This is a genomic window from Faecalibacterium sp. AM43-5AT (genome assembly GCF_003603345.1).
GTDB classification, from domain to species: Bacteria; Bacillota; Clostridia; order Oscillospirales; family Ruminococcaceae; genus Faecalibacterium; species Faecalibacterium taiwanense.
Map to the genome: position 1 here is coordinate 624,831 of NZ_QVGZ01000001.1, position 17,316 is coordinate 642,146.

Genomic DNA, 17,316 nt, shown 5'->3' on the forward strand with positions numbered 1-17,316 from the left:
ATTATAGCGTATAACTTCCCAAACTGCAACCAATATTCTACAGCAAAAATGCCCCTCTGCACACAGCAGAGGGGCACAAACTTGTTCTTGATGGAGTTTACTTCAGGATCGGCTCAATGGCAGCAGCCAGAGCATCCTTCTGTGCCTGTGCTTCAGCCAGATCCTTGCCCAGAGTGGTGAAGTAGGTCTTGATCTTCGGCTCCGTGCCGGAGGGACGCACCACAACGGTAGCGCCGTTTTCCAGTGTGTAGATCAGCACGTTTGCAGCGGGCAGGCCGGTCTCCTCGGGCTTCTTGTAGTCGGTCACCTTGACCACCTTGTGGCCAGCCAGCTCGGCGGGCGGGTCATCACGCAGCTTCTGCATGATGGAAGCCATCTTCTCCATGCCGGTCAGGCCGGGGAACTCGAAGCTGTCCACCTTGTTCAGGTAGCGGCCATACTGTTTATAGATCTCTTCCAGACGCTGCTTGATGGAGGAACCGATGCTGCGGTAGTAAGCGGCCATTTCGCAAATCAGCATGGAACCGATGACGGCATCCTTATCGCGTACATAGGGGCCGGCCAGATAGCCGTAGCTCTCCTCGAAGCCAAAGATGAAGCGGTCCACCTCACCGGCAGCTTCCAGATTTGCGATCTGGTCGCCGATCCACTTGAAGCCGGTCAGCACGCTGCGCATTTCCACGCCGTAGTGTGCGGCAATGGCATCGGCCAGAGGAGTGGATACGATGGACTTGACGGCCACCGGGTTTTTGGGCATGGTGCCCTTCTCGATGCGGCCTGCGCAGATGTAATCCAGCAGTAGAGCGCCCATCTCGTTGCCGGATACCAGCTCATAGCTGCCATCCGGGCACTTCATGGCAATGCCCACGCGGTCGGCATCGGGGTCGGTGGCCAGCATCAGGTCGGCACCAGTCTTGGTTGCCAGCTCCAGACCCAGCTTCAGAGCCTCGAAAATTTCGGGGTTCGGGTAGGAGCAGGTGGTAAAGTAGCCGTTGGGGTACTCCTGCTCGGGCACGATGGTGATATCGGTGATGCCCATATCGTTCAGCACATGAGTGACAGGCACCAGACCGGAACCATTCAGCGGGCTGTACACCAGCTTCAGGCCGGCAGTCCTGCACAGGCCCGGGCGCACCTGACGGGCCTCGATGGCATCATACAGTGCCTTCTTGCAGTCGTCGCCCACAAAGCGGATCAGGCCCTGCTCCACGCCCTCGGCAAAAGAGATGTACTTTGCACCGGTCAGCACATCCGTCTTCTGGATCTCATCGTACACGATGGCAGCAGCATCATCGGTCATCTGGCAGCCATCCGGGCCGTAAGCCTTGTAGCCGTTGTACTTGGCCGGGTTGTGAGAAGCCGTGACCATGATACCAGCATTGCACTGGTAGTAACGGGTAGCAAAGCTCAGTGCAGGCACAGGCATCAGAGCATCGTAAATGCGCACCTTGATACCGTTTGCCGCCAGTACGCCTGCGGCGGTCTTGGCAAAGATATCGCTCTTCAGGCGGCTGTCGTAGCTGATAGCCACAGTCTGGCTGCCGCCCTGAGTCTTGACCCAGTTTGCCAGACCCTGCGTGGCCTGACGCACAACATAGATATTCATACGGTTGGTGCCAGCGCCCAGAACGCCGCGCAGACCAGCGGTGCCAAACTTCAAAGCCACAGCAAAGCGGTCCTTGATCTCGTCATCATTTCCCTCGATCTTGGCCAGCTCCGGCTTCAGATCAGCGTCTTCCAGCTCTGCAGCCATCCAGCGCTTATATTCATCCAAATACATCTTGCACACCTTACCTTTTGTAAATTTTTCCGCAAAAAGAACAGGTTTGGTTAAACCTACTTATAATATAAACTCTCCGCGTCCATGTGTCAATTGCGTAATCTGCAACAAGATTTGCAATTCAAAACCGGCATATGGCACAAAATTCCAAGTTTTTCCCGGTAAAGTCGGGAACTGTCCCGGCCTCGCCTGCATTTTCCAGCAGTTCATAACTCTGGCCTGCATCGTCCAGAACGTCCAGCCACTGCTCCAAACCGACGCTGTTTTCACACAGGTAGCGCAGCAGCTGCATTGCCCGGGCAAAACTGTCCTGCAGCAGCACCGCGCTGCGGCGCACCCGTCCATCCTGCTCCTGCCGCAGCTCCATTACAACGCCCTGCGCAGCGGCGGCGCCGCAATATACAAGGGTGTGGGCATGCTGCAGTCCTTCCAGTTCTGAATATGTACGGATATAGCGGCAGTATTCTTTGCTCATCATGGAAAACTCTCTCCTCTCTATCGCATTGACATCTTTCCTGCCCTTTACTATAATAAATTTAGAAGTATTTTTGTGTCGAAGTATGGCATAATCATCCATTATTTTCCACTTTTGCCAATTCTTTTCCGTCATATCATCCGCTGGGATAAGGGAGAACAACATGTATTCTGTTACCAGAAGCTTTGGTCTGAACGGCCTGAGCGGCTTTGCCGTGGCAGTGGAGGCCGACATTTCCGGCGGTCTGCCCGCCTTTTCCATCGTGGGCCTGCCGGATTCCGCTGTGCGTGAAAGCGCCGACCGTGTGCGCGCCGCCATCAAAAATCTGGGCTTCAAGTTCCCAGACCGGCGCATTACCATCAATCTTGCCCCGGCGGATGTGCGCAAGACCGGCCCGGTGTACGACCTGCCGCTTCTGCTGGCAGTGCTCACTGCCAGCGGCCAGCTGGAGGATGTGCCTGCCGACGCGGCATTTCTGGGCGAACTGGCACTGGACGGCACCCTGCGGCCGGTTTCCGGCGTGCTGCCCATGGCGCTGGCTGCAGCAGAAAATGGCATCCACGCCCTGTATGTACCTGCCGAGAATGCCGCCGAAGCAGCCGAGGCCTGTGCCGACAGCATGGCCGTCTACCCCGCCCACACGGCACGCGAAGTTGTAGATGCCCTGCGCGGCATCTCCCCGCTTGCCCCGGCGGCTGTTGTTCCCTTTGACCCTGCAGACGCATGGGCACAGGTGCCGGATTTTGCGGACGTGATGGGCCAGTCGCTGGCGCGGCGGGCTATGGTCATTGCTGCCGCAGGCGGACACAATGTTTTGCTCATTGGCGCACCCGGCACCGGCAAATCCATGCTGGCAAAGCGTCTGCCCGGCATCCTGCCGCCGCTCACCCGTGAGGAAGCCGTGGAGACCACTAAAATTTATTCCATTGCAGGGCAGCTGCCGCAGGGCCGGGGCCTGATCTCTGCACGGCCTTTCCGCAGCCCGCACCACTCGGCCAGTGCCGCAGCTCTGGCTGGCGGCGGCGCACAGTTCCGGCCCGGCGAGTGCAGCCTTGCCAACTGCGGTGTGCTGTTTTTAGACGAATTGCCGGAGTTCTCCCGCGAGAGTCTGGAAGTGCTGCGCCAGCCGCTGGAGGACGGCCAGATCACCGTGAGCCGAGCGGCAGGCAGTGCCACCTATCCCAGCCGCTTCCAGCTGGTAGCCGCCATGAACCCCTGTAAGTGCGGCTACTACGGTCATCCCACCCGGCAGTGCACCTGTTCGCCCAGTGCTGTACGGCAGTACCGCAGCCGTGTGTCCGGCCCGCTGCTGGACCGCATCGACCTGTGCGTGGAGATGGACCCCATCGCCTTTGACGAGCTGCACGCCGTCGCCCCTTCCGAGAGCAGCGCCGATCTGCGCAAACAGGTGCTTACCGCCCGGGCCATTCAGGCAAAGCGCTATGCCGCCCCGGGTTTTGAGGGTGTGCTCTGCAACGCCCAGCTCACCGCCGGGCAGGTGCGGCGCGTCTGCCGCATGACCCCTGCCGCCGAGCGGCTGCTGCGCGCCTCCTACGACGCTTTGGGCCTTTCCGCCCGCGCCCATGACCGTATCCTGCGGGTGGCCCGCACGGTGGCCGATCTGGCAGGCAAACAGCTGCTGGACGAGGACTGTGTGCTGGAAGCCTTGCAGTACCGGGCACAGGAAAAAGTGGAAGTATAAAAGCCTTTCCGTCTTTGCTTCGCAGCTCTGCCTTCCCCGAAAAGGGAAGGTCTTGTGTGGTTTACCGTTACGCGCAAAAAAAGCCATCTGTATCTTTCCAAATGCTCAATACGAGCAGGAGATCACAGATGGCTTTTTATAATTGCTTTTTAGAATCTGCGCCATGTATCCGGCAGGAACAGCACCAGCATCGGGAAGATCTCCAGACGGCCGGCCAGCATATCAAAGATCATCACCAGCTTTGCGGGGTTCGTAAAGCTGCCAAAGTTCATCATGGGGCCTACCTGCGCAAGGCCCGGGCCGATGTTGTTCAAAGTAGCTGCAATGGCTGTGAAGTTCGTCACCATATCAAAGCCATCCAGACTGATGAGCAGGAAGGAGACCACGAAGATGAAGAAATATGCGCCCATAAACACATTGGTGGTGCGGATGGTCTCGTGGTTGAGCAGCTTGCCGTCCATGCGGACGGGGGCCACCACCTGTGGGTGCAGCGCCTGCTTGAGCTCCTTGCCAAGGGTCTTGCCCAGAATGAGCAAGCGGCTCACCTTGATGCCGCCGCCGGTGCTGCCTGCGCAGGCACCAATGAACATGAGAACCACCAGAATTTCTTTGGAGAGGGTGGGCCACAAGTCAAAATCGCAGCTGGAAAAGCCAGTGGTCGTAATGATGGAGCCCACCTGAAAGGCTGCCTGACGCAGCGCTTCGCCAAAGCTGTTATAAAGGCTGTAGATATTGGCCGTGATAATGCCAATTGCCACCAGAATAATGGCGAAGTAGCCGCGCACTTCCTCGCTGATGGCGCGGTTGAATTTGCGCAGCAGCAGCAGGAAGTAGGCATTGAAGTTGACGCCGAACAGGATCATGAAGATGGTCACGACCCACTGGATGTAGGGAGAAAAGCTGGTAAAGCTGTCGTTCTTGAAGCCGAAGCCGCCGGTGCCCGCCGTGCCGAAGGCCGTGAGCATGGACTCAAACAGCGGCATGCCGCCCAGCATCAGGAATACCAGCTCCAGCACGGTGAGTGCAAAGTAGATGCCGTACAGGATCTTTGCGGTAGACTGCACCTTGGGCACCAGCTTATCCACCTGCGGACCGGGGCTTTCTGCCTTCATCAGGTTGACGTGGGAGCCACCAGTCAGGGGCAGCAGCGAGAGCAGGAACACCAGAACGCCCATGCCGCCGATCCAGTGGGTGAAGCTGCGCCAGAACAGGATGCCCTTGGGCAGATCCTCTACCCCGGGCAGGATGCTGGCACCGGTGGTGGTAAAGCCGGACACCGTCTCAAACAGGGCATCCACCGGGTTCGGGATGCAGCCCGTCACCACAAACGGAACGGCGCCCACGATGGAAATGACGATCCAGCTCAGCGAGGTAGCAGCAAAGCCCTCCCGCATATAGAACATCTTGCTTTTAGGCTTGATGCCGCGTAGGGCGTAGCCGATGGCGGCGCTGACTGCCGCCGTGATCAGAAACACGCCCAGCACGAACCATTCGCCGTAGATCCAGCTGGCCGCTGCGGGCAGCAGCAGCAGTGCACCCTCGATCAGCATGACATAGCCCAGCAGACGGAAAACAATCGCATAATTCATAGTCTGCCTCCGTCAACCCTCTGCGCCCTTGTCCAGAATATCGCGCAGGTCATGCAGACCATGCTCCAGCGTGACCACGATCACGTTGTCGCCCACCTGGATCTGGTCGCCGCCGCGCGGGATCAAGATCTGATGGCCGCGGGTGATGCAGCACAGCAGCAGATTCTTTTTCAGGTGCAGCTGGCTCAGGGGGACACCGGTGGCAGCGCTTTCCTCGTGGACGGTAAATTCCAGCGCTTCCACGCGGTCGTCCAGAATGCGGTACAGCGTCTTGATGTTGCTGCCCGCTTCGTTCTGCAGTGCACGCACATACTGCACGATGTAATCGCAGGTCATGTACTTGGGGTAGACCACGCTGCCCAGATCCAGACCGGCCAGAATATCATCAAATTCCAGACGGTTGACTTTGGTGACCAGCTTGCCGTTGGAGTGCTTTTTGGCAAACAGGGTCAGCAGCACGTTTTCTTCGTCGATGTTGGTCAGGGCCACAAAAGCCTCGGTGGACTCCATGCCCTCCGAGAGCAGGAATTCGCGGTTGGAACCGTCCTCGTTCAGGATCTGTGCGCCGGGCAGCTGCTCGGCCAGCTCCATGCAGCGGGCAGGGTCGCGCTCCACGATGCGCACACGCACGTGGTTTTCCAGCAGCTCCTGGCTCAGATAGAAGGCGATGGCACCGCCGCCCACGATGAAGGCATTGCGCACCGGGCGTACCGGCAGGTGGATGCGCTGGAAGAACTCGTGGGCCTTTTCCTGTGTTGCAAGGAAGGTGACCTGATCGCCGTTCTGCAGTACAAAGTTGCCGTTCGGGATGATCACGCCGCCACTGCGCTCCACTGCACACACCAGAATGTCGCTCTTCAGACGGGTGGGAATCTCGCGGATGGCCACGCCATCCAGCCCCTGCTCTGCAGTGAGTGCAAACTTGATCAGCCGCACACGGCCATCTGCAAAGGTGTCGATCTTGCTTGCACCCGGGAAGCGCAGCAGATGGGAGATCTCCTTTGCTGCAGCCATTTCCGGATTGATGATGGCCGAAATGCCGATCTGCTTTTTGATAAAGTCCAGCTCATGACTGTAGGACGGGTTGCGCACACGGGCAATTGCATGGCAGTGGCCCGCCTTTTTGGCAAACATGCAGCACAGAAGGTTCAGCTCATCCGAACCGGTCACGGCAATGAACACATCCGCGTCTTCAATGCCGGCCTCTGCCAGCGTGGTGATCGAGGAACCGTTGCCCACGATGCCCAGCACATCGTAGCTTTCAGTCAGGTGCTCCACACGCGCTTTGTTGGTATCCACAATGGTCACATTATGGTCTTCCTCACTGAGCTGCCGCGCCAGCGCAGTACCAACCTTGCCGCCGCCCACCAGAATGATCTTCATAACAAGTCCTTTCTCTTTCCGCGTCCCTTCTGCCGGGACAGCACAAATCCATCATAGTATACCATATCTCCTGCCAAAGTTCCACTGTTTTCCACGTTATGCAACAAGAACCTGCCAAATGACGCAAAAAAGCCCCGGGAGATACCGTCCCGGAAGCTTTTATTTCATTTAATAGCGCTCCACGCCGTCCTTCGTTACAAGGGCATACACCAGCGGGGCTTCCTCCGGCTTCTCAGAGCCGTATCCAAGGCCGCTGCGGTACTCGGCGGCGGCAGCTTCAAACTTATCGGCTGCGCCGTAGAAGGTGGCAAGGCTCTCGCCCTTCTTTACGTAGTCGCCGCGCTTTTTATGCAGGGTGATGCCGGCGGCAAAATCCAGCGGGTCGCCCTTTTTCTGTCGGCCCGCACCCAGCAGCACGCTGGCAGAGCCAATTTTCTCGGCATCGTTCGCCACAATGTAACCGTCCTGCTCTGCCAGCAGCTCAAAGCTTGCCGCGGGCTGCTCAAACAGGCTGTAATCGTCCAGCACGCGGGTATCGCCGCCCTGCGCCGCAAACATCTCCTTGCACTTTGCAAAGGCAGAGCCATCGGCGATCACCGCCTCGGCCATGGCGCGGCACTCGGCAGGAGTGCCCTTATCGGCCAGCACCAGCATATTGGCGGCCAGCTGCAGGCAGACCTCGGTCAGGTCGGCGGGGCCATGGCCCTTGAGCACATCCATGCTTTCCATGACTTCCAGACTGTTGCCAATGTTATGGCCCAGCGGGGTGTCCATATCGGTGATCATGGCAGCCACCCGGCGGCCGTGATGGGTGCCAATGGATACCATCAGCTTGGCCAGCTCAATGCTCTGGTCTACCGTTTTCATAAAAGCTCCGGTGCCGGTGGTCACATCCAGCAGGATGGCATCCGAGCCGGAAGCCAGTTTCTTGGACATGATGCTGGATGCGATGAGTGGGATGCAGCTGACGGTTGCGGTCACATCGCGCAGGGCATACATTTTTTTATCTGCAATGGCAATGCCCTCGCTCTGGCCAATGACCGACAGACCGATCCTGTTCACCTGCGCAAAGAACTCCTCCTGTGAGAGGGCAGTTCTGGTGCCGGGCACGCTCTCCATCTTATCGATGGTGCCGCCGGTATGGCCAAGGCCCCGGCCGCTCATCTTGGCGATCTTCACGCCGCAGGCCGCCACGATGGGGGCAATGACCAGCGTGGTCTTGTCACCCACGCCGCCAGTGGAGTGCTTGTCCACCTTGATGCCCGGAATGGGCGAAAGATCCACCATCACACCGCTGTGAGCCATCACATCGGTCAGCTCTGCGGTCTCTTCATCGGTCATGCCGCGCAGATAGACAGCCATCATCCATGCAGCCATCTGGTAATCAGTCACTTCTCCGCTGACATAGCCATTGACGATCTGCTCCAGCTCCTCACGGCTGTGCGTACCGCCGTCACGCTTTTTTGCAATCAGATCATAAACGCGCATCGTATCACGCTCCTCGTTTTTTCAATAGTACGACATTATAAGATATAGTATAGCAAAATTTCAAACAAAAGCAAGTATCATTCTGTAAACTTTGCCCAATTTTAAACCAAAAAGGGCGCAGCCGCCCGGAAAAGCAGCTGCGCCCTTGTTTTGGGATCACGAGTCGTCGTTTTAGCGGGATCCCTTGTCGTAGGGGATGCCCTCTGCCTTGGGTGCCATGCTGTTCTTGGAGGTAAACGCCAGAATGATCATGGACGCCACGAACGGCATCATGTTGTAGATGTTGCTGGACCAGTGCAGCTGTGCCAGGAAGGTGGAGTCTGCAATGTTTGCCAGACTCTTGAACACAGCAAAGAACATGGCTGCGCCAAAGATGTTGAAGGGCTTCCACTGGCCAAAAATCATAACAGCCATGGCAAGGAAGCCTGCGCCGGCCACACCCACCTCAAAGTTCCAGGTCTGCACCGGGGGCACGATGTAGGCCATACCGCCGATCGCGCCCAGTGCACCGGAAATGACAACACCGGCATAGCGCATCTTGTAGACATTGATGCCCACAGAGTCCGCTGCCTGCGGATGCTCGCCGCAGGCACGCAGGCGCAGGCCAAAGCGGGTCTTGTACAGCACCACATAGCTGATAATCAGCAGAATGATGCCCAGCGGCACAAAAATGCTCAGTTCCAGCCCGCCGATGCTGAACAGGAAAGGCTTGTTGGAGTAGTTCAGCTTTGCACTGCCGCTCTCGCTGAAATACTTTGCAATGACCACCGCAATAGCAGTAGCCAGCAGGTTCAGGGCCGTGCCGCCAATGGTCTGATCTGCCTTCAGGTTGATGGAGGCAAAGGCCAGCAGCAGACTGTACACCATACCGGCCAGTGCCGCCACCAGAACAGAGATCAGCACCACGAGGAAGACCGGCATACTGGAGGGCAGCATGGTCAGGGTGAGAACACCCGCCACACCGCCAATGACCATGATGCCTTCCAGTGCAATGTTGATGATGCCGGAGTGCTCACTGAACATACCGCCCAGTGCCACCATCATCAGAACGATGCCATACAGCAGCGTATATTTGATCAGAAGCAGCATATCACTTGCCCTCCTTTTCGGTTGCAGATCCTGCAGGAGCAGCAGGCTCTGCGTTCACATTGGTCTTGTCGGCATTCCTGAACAGCAGTGCGTGGATCTTGCCGCGGAACAGCATGGAGAATGCGCACAGGTAGATGATGATGCCGCTGATCAGGTCCGAGATCTCAGTGGGGTAATACTTGGTGGAAAGGAAGGAGCCGCCCACCGAGATATGGGAAATGAAGATCGCCGAGAAAATGGTGCCAATGGGGTTGGAGCTTGCCAGCAGTGCAACGGAAATGCCGTTGAAGCCCATTGCCGGCAGGCTGGTGGAGTTCAGCGGGTTCCACTGGGACACATTGGACAGATAGTACAGGCCCGCACCAAAACCGGCCAGCGCACCGGCAATGGCCATGGAGAGGATGATGTTCTTCTTCTCGTTGATGCCGGCGTAGCGGGCAGCGCTCTTGTTCAGGCCGACTGCCTTGAGCTCGTAGCCGAAGGTGGTCTTGTTCAGCACCACCCAGATCAGAACTGCCACCGCTGCCGCCAGGAAGATGGCGATGGTGGTGCTGTTGGTCTGGAACAGCTTGTTCAGGCCGAAATCTGGGATGATGGACTGAGCGTAATCGGCGTTCTTGCTGATGTTGATGGTACGGGTATTGCGCACATCGTACATGGGGCCAGTGCCGTTCTGGTAAATGAGCTCATTGACCAGATACAGGCCGATCCAGTTGAACATGATGGAGGTAATGACTTCGTTGATGTTGAAGTAGGCCTTGAAGAAGCCGGGGATCGCACCCCAGATGCCGCCCAGAATGGTGGCTGCGATCAGACAGACGAACCACGGCAGCTTGAGCATGATGGCGCAGTACAGAGCGCCGTAAGCGCCCAGCGTATACTGACCCGCCGCACCGATGTTGAACAGGCCGGTCTTGAAGGCAAACGCCACAGACAGACCGGTCATAATGAGGGGAGCCGCATTTGCCAGCTCCTTGCCGACACCGTAGGGCGCGTCATGGAAGCCGCCCTTCAGGATGCGCACAAAGCCGTCGCCCCATGCGTGGGCCGGGTTGATGGCCAGCAGCACCAGAAAACCGACCACAAGGCCGATCAGGATGCACAGCAGAGCAGCCAGCACACTGGTGATGGAGCTGTTCAGACTGCTGTGGGAAAGTTTTTTCTTGTTCATGTGTTATTTGCTCTCCTTTCCCTGCTTGCGTGCGCCTGCCATATACAGGCCCAGCTCCTGCACGGTGGTGGTCTTGGGGTCAAATTCGCCCACGACCTCGCCCTCGTACATCACAAGGATTCGGTCGGACAGGTTCATCACCTCGTCCAGCTCCAGACTGACCAGCAGCACAGCCGTACCCTTATCGCGCTCGGCCACGATCTGACGGTGGATGTATTCAATTGCACCAACGTCCAGACCGCGAGTGGGCTGGACTGCCACCAAGAGCTTCGGGTCCTTATCGATCTCACGGGCAATGATGGCTTTCTGCTGGTTGCCGCCGGACATACTGCGCACGGTGGTCACACTGCCCTGACCGCTGCGCACATCGTACTGGGCAATGAGCTTATCGGAATATTCGCGCACCTTATCGCTGCGGATAAAGCCGCCCTTCTGGAATTCGGGCTGCCAGTAGCGCTGCAGCACCATGTTGTTTTCCAGACTGTAGTCCAGCACAAGGCCGTGCTTGTGGCGGTCCTCCGGGATATGGCTCATGCCGTCCTTGGAGCGCTGACGGATGGACTCGTTGGTGATGTCCTTGCCGTCCAGCGTGATCTTGCCGCTGCTGATCTTTTCCAGACCGGTCAGGCCGTAGACGAACTCGGTTTGACCGTTGCCCTCGATACCGGCAAGACAGACGATCTCGCCCGCGTGCACCTGAAAAGAGACATTCCGGACTGCATCCTTCTTGTGCTGGGCATTGTGCATGGTGACGTTTTCCACATCCAGCACCACCCTGCCGGGGTCTGCGGGCTTTTTGTCCACCTGCAGCTGCACATCGCGGCCCACCATCATGCGGGAAAGCTCTTCCTTGGTGGTATCCTTGATGTCCACGGTACCCATGCATTTGCCCTTGCGCAGAACTGTGCAGCGGTCTGCCACAGCCATGATCTCGTTGAGCTTGTGGGTAATGAACAGGATGGACTTGCCTTCCTTCTTGAACCCGCGCATGATCTCCATCAGTTCGTCGATCTCCTGCGGGGTCAGCACTGCGGTAGGCTCGTCGAAGATCAGGATCTCGTTGTCGCGGTACAGCATCTTCAGGATCTCAACGCGCTGCTGCATACCAACAGAGATATCGCTGATCAGTGCATCCGGGTCCACGCGCAGGCCGTACTTTTCGCTCAGGGCCATCACCTTTTTGCGTGCCTCGGCCTTCTGCAAAAAGCCCATCTTGTTGGGTTCCACGCCCAGAATGATGTTGTCCAGCACGCTGAAGCATTCCACCAGCTTGAAGTGCTGGTGCACCATGCCGATGCCCAGTGCGTTTGCATCATTGGGGTTGCGGATAGCAACCTCCTTGCCGTTTTTGCGGATCTGACCAGCTTCCGGCTGGTACAGGCCAAACAGCACGCTCATCAGTGTACTTTTGCCGGCGCCGTTCTCGCCCAGCAGGGCATGTACCTCGCCTTTGCGCAGCTGCAGGGTGATATCGTCGTTTGCTTTGATCCCAGGAAACTCCTTGGTAATGTGGAGCATTTCGATCACAAAATCCTCTGCCAATCTGCTCACTCTCCTTTCGTGTCGTTTCGACACCGATACTTCTTTAAGTTCCATTATACCTGATTTGCGGCAATTTGCACATGTCTTTTTTGCTTTTTGGCAGAAAGCACATACAATAGTATTACTTTTGTACTCTTTTCACGAAGAGTACGCTGCATTTTTCCCGCATTACGCCAATAGAAGACAGAAAAAAGCGGGACACCCCGTTACAGGATGCCCCGCTTTGAAAAGAACCATCGATCGTCCGCAGGCAGGCCTGCCGGACAACAGCTTACTGGATGTAGTTGACAGTGGTGAACTCGCTGACGGTGGGCTTGGTAGCGTCGTCGGAGCTGTTATCAACAGTGATCTCGCCGCTCTTGATCTTGCCCTTGACTTCCTCGTACTCGTCGGTGGTGAAGGACTCGAAGTTCCAGCTGTCTGCATCGGTGGGCAGGCCGACATAATCGCCGTCCTCCAGACCGAAGTTGCCGTTGGAAGCTGCGATGTCGCCCCAGCTGCCGGCCTCGATATCAGCCAGAGCAGTGTTGACAGCCTCGGACAGGCCCTTCATAGCAGAGGTGATGAACGGGTTATAAGCGTAGGTGCCATCTGCAACGCCGTTTGCACCGATGTAGTTCTGGTCAACATCAACGCCGATGACGTAGCCGTTGTTCTTCAGAGCAGCCTCAACAGCGGAGGTGTAGATGCCGCCGCCGCAGGCAAAGACGACCTGAGTGCCGTTGGAGTACCAGCCCTCCATACGGGAGGTGATGTTTGCATCACCGTAGAACTGGCCGCCGTAGAAGTAGTTGATCTCGATGTTCTGGCCCAGCTCAGCAGCAGCGGCATCAGCGCCCTGCACGAAGCCGTAGCCGTAACGGATAACAGCGGGAACAGCCATGCCGCCCAGGAAGCCCAGCTTGGTCTTGCCGTCCTTTGCGATGGCGTAGCCTGCCAGATAGCCTGCCTGCTCCTCTTTGAAGGTGATGCAGTAGCAGTTGGCAGGGATGGCATCGGTGCCGATATCGCCCTGCGTCACATCGATGGCGATGAACTTGACATCGGGATACTGGTCAGCAGCCCATGCCAGAGAAGCACCGTACAGGTAGCCGACGCAGACGATCACATCAGCGCCGTCGTTGACAGCCTGACGGATCATGGTCTCGCGGTCCTCATCGGAAGCGTCAGCCTCGGGGATGTAGTACTGGCAGTCATCGCCCATGTAGCCGGAAACAGCAGTCCAGCATGCCTGGTTGAAGCTCTCATCATCGATCGTGCCGGTATCGCAGGTCAGAGCGACCTTGACGATCTTCTCACCGCCCTCAGCAGCAGAGGAGGCAGTAGAAGCAGTAGCGGAAGAAGCGGTGCTGGCAGAAGAAGCGGAAGAACCGCCGCAGGCGGTCAGAGCAGCGGCAGCGGCAGCGGCACCAGCCACAGCCAGGAAATTACGACGAGAAATCATCATAATCAAACTCTCCTTTTATTTTTAATAAAATTGCGTCAAACAAATAAAATGCGCAGAACTGCACATTTACTGGCTCAAGTATAACGGCAAGCCGTGTCAGATGCAAGCGAATTCCGATTACAAAATCTTTACAATAATTTTGTAAGTTTTTATCAAAAGTAGTATTTATGCACAAATTTGCCGTAGTTCCGGCCATTTTCCGTGCACTTCCTGTGTTTTTCCGCACAATGCACGTATTGCCGTTACTTTATTGTCCTGCAGTGTGTCTCTGCGCTTTTATCCCGTCACTTCACGGCGCAGTTGCCTGCCACATTGGAGGGGCCAAAGCCGAAGGGCAGCAGTTCGTCCATGCTGCGCTCGATAAAATCTTCCGGTGTCTTTGCCATGATAACGTTCAGTTCCGGCCCGCCGAATTCAAACAGAGCCTGGCGGCACACCCCGCAGGGAGAAGTGATCTGCTCGTTCACCTCGCCGCGGCGGCTGCCCACCACAGCAATGTCGGTGAACTCGGTCACGCCCTCGGCCACCGCCTTGAACAGAGCCGTGCGCTCTGCACAGCTGGTGGGGGTAAAGGCAGCGTTCTCCACGTTGCAGCCGGTAAAAATGCGGCCATCCTTGGCGCGCAGGGCAGCGCCCACCATAAAATCGCTGTAGGGCACATAGGCTTTTTCCCGTGCAGCCAGTGCCATGCGGATGAGCTCCTTCTTTTCTTCCAGGGTCAGGTTTGTCATATTCGTCACTCCTTTTTTGGTTTTCAGAGGTCGAAAACAGCGCGGCAAGCCCTTTTGCAGGCAAACCGCGCTGAAATGCGTTTTTAACGCTTAGTATTCTGCACCCAGTGCTACCTTCATCATGTCGGTAAAGCTCTTCTGGCGCTGTTCTGCCGTGGTGATCTCCGGCGAAACAAAGCTGTCGGAAATGGTCAGCAGGCAGGCAGCGTTCTTGCCCAGCACCTGTGCATTGGCAAACAGGGCAAAGCTCTCCATCTCCACGCACAGGCAGCCGCGCTCGTCGCGCAGCTTTTCCCAGTAGGTAGGCTTTGCATCGGAGGGCTGACGGTAGAACACATCCGAAGAGTGGATGTTTCCCTCGATGAGGGGGATACCCTGCTTTGCGGCAGAAGCGCGCAGCTTGTCGTTCAGACTCTGGCTGGGCAGGGTAATATTGCCGTCAAAGCCGCTCTGCACGCGGGCGTAGTTGCTTTCACTCACAGCACCGGCGGCCAGCACCACGTCAAACAGCTTGGCCTTGTCGGTATAGCTGCCGGCAGAGCCGATGCGGATGATGTTCTCTACATCGTAGAACTTGAACAGCTCATAGGAATAAATGCCAATGGACGGCATGCCCATGCCGCTGCCCATCACGCTGATGGGACGGCCCTCGTAGGTGCCGGTAAAGCCCAGCATCCCGCGCACGCCGGTCACCTGACGGACATCCTTGAGGAAGGTGTCCGCAATGAATTTTGCACGCAGAGGATCGCCCGGCATCAGGACGGTCTTTGCAAAATCGCCTTTTTCAGCACTGATGTGAGGGGTAGACATAAGATCATCTCTCCTTTTCTGTTACATAATACAGCAGATGGGCTTTCTCCGGAGAAAAAGCCCTCTGCAAACTTACCTTTACCTATACTTTCTGCGGTTGAACACATTCTGCGGCGCGATGTAGCTGCCGTTGCGGCGGATCTCAAAGTGGCAGTGGTTGCCGCTGGAGCGTCCGGTGCTGCCCACATAGCCGATCAGCTGGCCCTGCTTGACGGTCTGGCCGGAGTGCACCGCCAGTGACAGGCAGTGCGCATACACCGTGGTGTAGCCGCTGCCGTGGCTGATGATGATGGAGTAGCCATAACCCGTACCGGCACCGGCCTTGTTGTAGCCGGCCTTGGTCACGGTGCCGCCCGCCGATGCGTAGATGGGCGTACCGGCAGCCGCACAGATATCCACACCCTTGTGGCTGCCGCCGTACCAGCGCGAGCAGTTCCGGTAGCCGGGCACCGGCCAGATGAACTGACCGCTGCCGGTGATGTAGCTGGTGCTGCTGGTCACCTTTTTGGTGCCCTTCACGATCTTTTCCGTGACAGGCTCCTGCACCACTTCCGTGCTCAGGATCTTCTGGGAAAGCTGGATGCCGTCGGTGTTATAAACACGCTGCGCCGTGATCTGACGCAGGCCGTTCACACCGTTCTGCACCGTTTTCTTGGTGCCCACCGTGTACTCGTTGGAGGTGGTGGTCTCGGTGGTATAGGGGATCTCCTCCTGCCAGGTCTCCACCTTGGTGATGCGCACTTCCAGCGTAGCTTCCTGCTTGGTCACGATCAGCTCATCACCGGCCTGAATGTTGGATTTTTCATTCAGCTGTGCGCCTTTGAAGCTGGGGTTCAGCTCGCACAGTTCCCGGAAGGTCAGGTCGTTTTTCTGGGCGATGCTCCACAGCGTGTCGCCTGCGCCCACTGTGTAGATCTTTTCCTGCTGCTGCACACCGGAAAGTTCCTTTTCCACATCCGCTTCGTCCTGAAAGCTGTCGTTGAAGTAGATGCCGTTTTCCAGTGTGACTTCCTTGTTGAAGCCCACGGTCACGTTGGAGTTCTCAGGGTCCTCATAGGGTTCCAGCAGGCTGCTCAGGTAGCTCTGCAGGCTGGCACCATCGCTGCACACTGCGGTCAGCTCACCATCCAGATACAGGGCCGTGCCCTCGCTGATCTCGTCGCTGGCGCTCTTCAGGATCGCGTCCGCCATCTCGTTTTCATCCATGGTCTTGTGGGCCACGGTAACGGTGTAGGTAGGCTCCACGGTCCACTTTGCATGGTCGGTGTCTGCGTAGTTGATACGCTCCTGCACCGCCTCGCGGGCCGAGTTGAACACATCCTCATTGGCCACATAGCCGACGGTCTGACCGTTCACCTGCACCTCCAGCGCATAAGGCTGGCGGACGGTATGGTTGAACACGGTCACCATAACGGCCAGTGCGCACACCGGCAGCACATACATGGCCATGCGCGGCAGTGTTTTCAGGTTGCGGCGCACGCCGCTGGCCAGATAATGTACGCTGGCTTTGCAGGCTGCGGCAAAGCCTTTTTCTTTCCGCACCCGTTGGGCGTGCACCAGCAGCGAACCGCAGCCCCGGAAGAACAGCCAGATCGGGCCGAACAGGTCCTGGAACATCTGCGCTGCCCCCGGGAACGCCATTGCCGCAGCATTTGCCAGCAGTGTCGTAAATGCCTGCCACAGCCACAGCCAGCCGCTGCGCAGGCCGCGCCCAACGCGGACGAATACATACTCTGTAGAATAGCCCAGTGCATACAGCGTCTCCCCGATGACTGGCGCGGCAGAATTCTGGGCAAGCTTTCTGCCAAAATCATTCATATGATTCTGGGTTTTACGGCGCAGCCGGTGCCGGTGCAAAAGCCCCATGCATTGCAGCTGTGCCCAAAGGGAGCGCAGCCTCTGGCCGCGTTTCGGTTTTACCGGTGAAGCGGGCTGCTGCTCCTTTGTCTTGTCTTCGATCAAAAGGTTTTTCTCCTTCCTTGCCGCCAATGCACACACGGTGCCGGGATAAGACGGCGGCGGTCTTGGGCGCACATGCCCTTTCCAGCAGGCTCATGCACGCAATATTCTTATTTTATTATACACCCTGCCGTCTTTGAAACAAGCATT

The 17,316-nt window shown here is 57.3% G+C and carries 13 protein-coding genes; 1 reads left to right on the forward strand and 12 read right to left on the reverse strand.

All coding sequences use genetic code 11. The features are described from left to right. Positions 1-97 precede the first annotated feature (97 nt). The gene (locus DW937_RS03310; RefSeq protein WP_120120114.1) at positions 98-1,780 is read right to left on the reverse strand and encodes a phospho-sugar mutase; all 1,683 of its coding nucleotides are present in this window, start codon (positions 1,778-1,780) and stop codon (positions 98-100) included. Positions 1,781-1,901: 121 nt separating this feature from the next. Continuing rightward, positions 1,902-2,258, reverse strand: a complete 357-nt coding sequence (locus DW937_RS03315) for a hypothetical protein (RefSeq protein ID WP_180806617.1) — start codon at positions 2,256-2,258, stop codon at positions 1,902-1,904. 160 nt (positions 2,259-2,418) lie between these two features. Here DW937_RS03315 and DW937_RS03320 point away from each other — a divergent pair, with 160 nt between their 5' ends. Beyond that, positions 2,419-3,957 carry a YifB family Mg chelatase-like AAA ATPase gene (locus DW937_RS03320; RefSeq protein ID WP_120120115.1) on the forward strand — a complete coding sequence of 513 codons (1,539 nt, stop codon included), beginning with the start codon at positions 2,419-2,421 and terminating at the stop codon, positions 3,955-3,957. Between the two features lie 149 nt (positions 3,958-4,106). On the opposite strand, the gene DW937_RS03325 is transcribed toward DW937_RS03320, so the two are convergent. The 10 genes from DW937_RS03325 to DW937_RS03375 form a co-directional block, all read right to left on the reverse strand. After that, entirely contained in the window at positions 4,107-5,546 is a 1,440-nt protein-coding gene (locus DW937_RS03325) for a TrkH family potassium uptake protein (RefSeq protein ID WP_120120116.1), read from the reverse strand. Between the two features lie 12 nt (positions 5,547-5,558). Next, complete coding sequence (gene trkA / locus DW937_RS03330) at positions 5,559-6,929, reverse strand: Trk system potassium transporter TrkA (protein ID WP_118527995.1); 1,371 nt, start codon at positions 6,927-6,929, stop codon at positions 5,559-5,561. A gap of 168 nt (positions 6,930-7,097) precedes the next feature. After that, on the reverse strand, positions 7,098-8,417 hold the full coding sequence (locus DW937_RS03335; protein ID WP_120120117.1) for a thymidine phosphorylase: 1,320 nt from the start codon (positions 8,415-8,417) through the stop codon (positions 7,098-7,100). Between the two features lie 171 nt (positions 8,418-8,588). Further along, a complete protein-coding gene (locus DW937_RS03340; protein ID WP_120120118.1) occupies positions 8,589-9,506 on the reverse strand; it encodes an ABC transporter permease in 918 nt (305 codons plus the stop codon). A gap of 1 nt (position 9,507) precedes the next feature. Then, positions 9,508-10,677: an ABC transporter permease gene (locus DW937_RS03345; protein WP_120120119.1), complete on the reverse strand. Its 1,170-nt coding sequence runs from the start codon at positions 10,675-10,677 to the stop codon at positions 9,508-9,510. A gap of 3 nt (positions 10,678-10,680) precedes the next feature. Then, complete coding sequence (locus tag DW937_RS03350; RefSeq protein ID WP_165852878.1) at positions 10,681-12,195, reverse strand: ABC transporter ATP-binding protein; 1,515 nt, start codon at positions 12,193-12,195, stop codon at positions 10,681-10,683. A 295-nt stretch (positions 12,196-12,490) separates the two neighbouring features. Then, entirely contained in the window at positions 12,491-13,666 is a 1,176-nt protein-coding gene (locus DW937_RS03355) for a BMP family ABC transporter substrate-binding protein (protein ID WP_120120121.1), read from the reverse strand. Positions 13,667-13,950: 284 nt separating this feature from the next. Then, the gene (locus DW937_RS03365; protein ID WP_120120123.1) at positions 13,951-14,397 is read right to left on the reverse strand and encodes a cytidine deaminase; all 447 of its coding nucleotides are present in this window, start codon (positions 14,395-14,397) and stop codon (positions 13,951-13,953) included. 90 nt (positions 14,398-14,487) lie between these two features. Beyond that, positions 14,488-15,207: a purine-nucleoside phosphorylase gene (deoD, locus tag DW937_RS03370; RefSeq protein WP_120120124.1), complete on the reverse strand. Its 720-nt coding sequence runs from the start codon at positions 15,205-15,207 to the stop codon at positions 14,488-14,490. A 78-nt stretch (positions 15,208-15,285) separates the two neighbouring features. Next, positions 15,286-17,169 (reverse strand): M23 family metallopeptidase, encoded by a 1,884-nt coding sequence (locus tag DW937_RS03375; RefSeq protein ID WP_243111412.1) that lies wholly within the window; start codon positions 17,167-17,169, stop codon positions 15,286-15,288. Positions 17,170-17,316 lie beyond the last annotated feature (147 nt).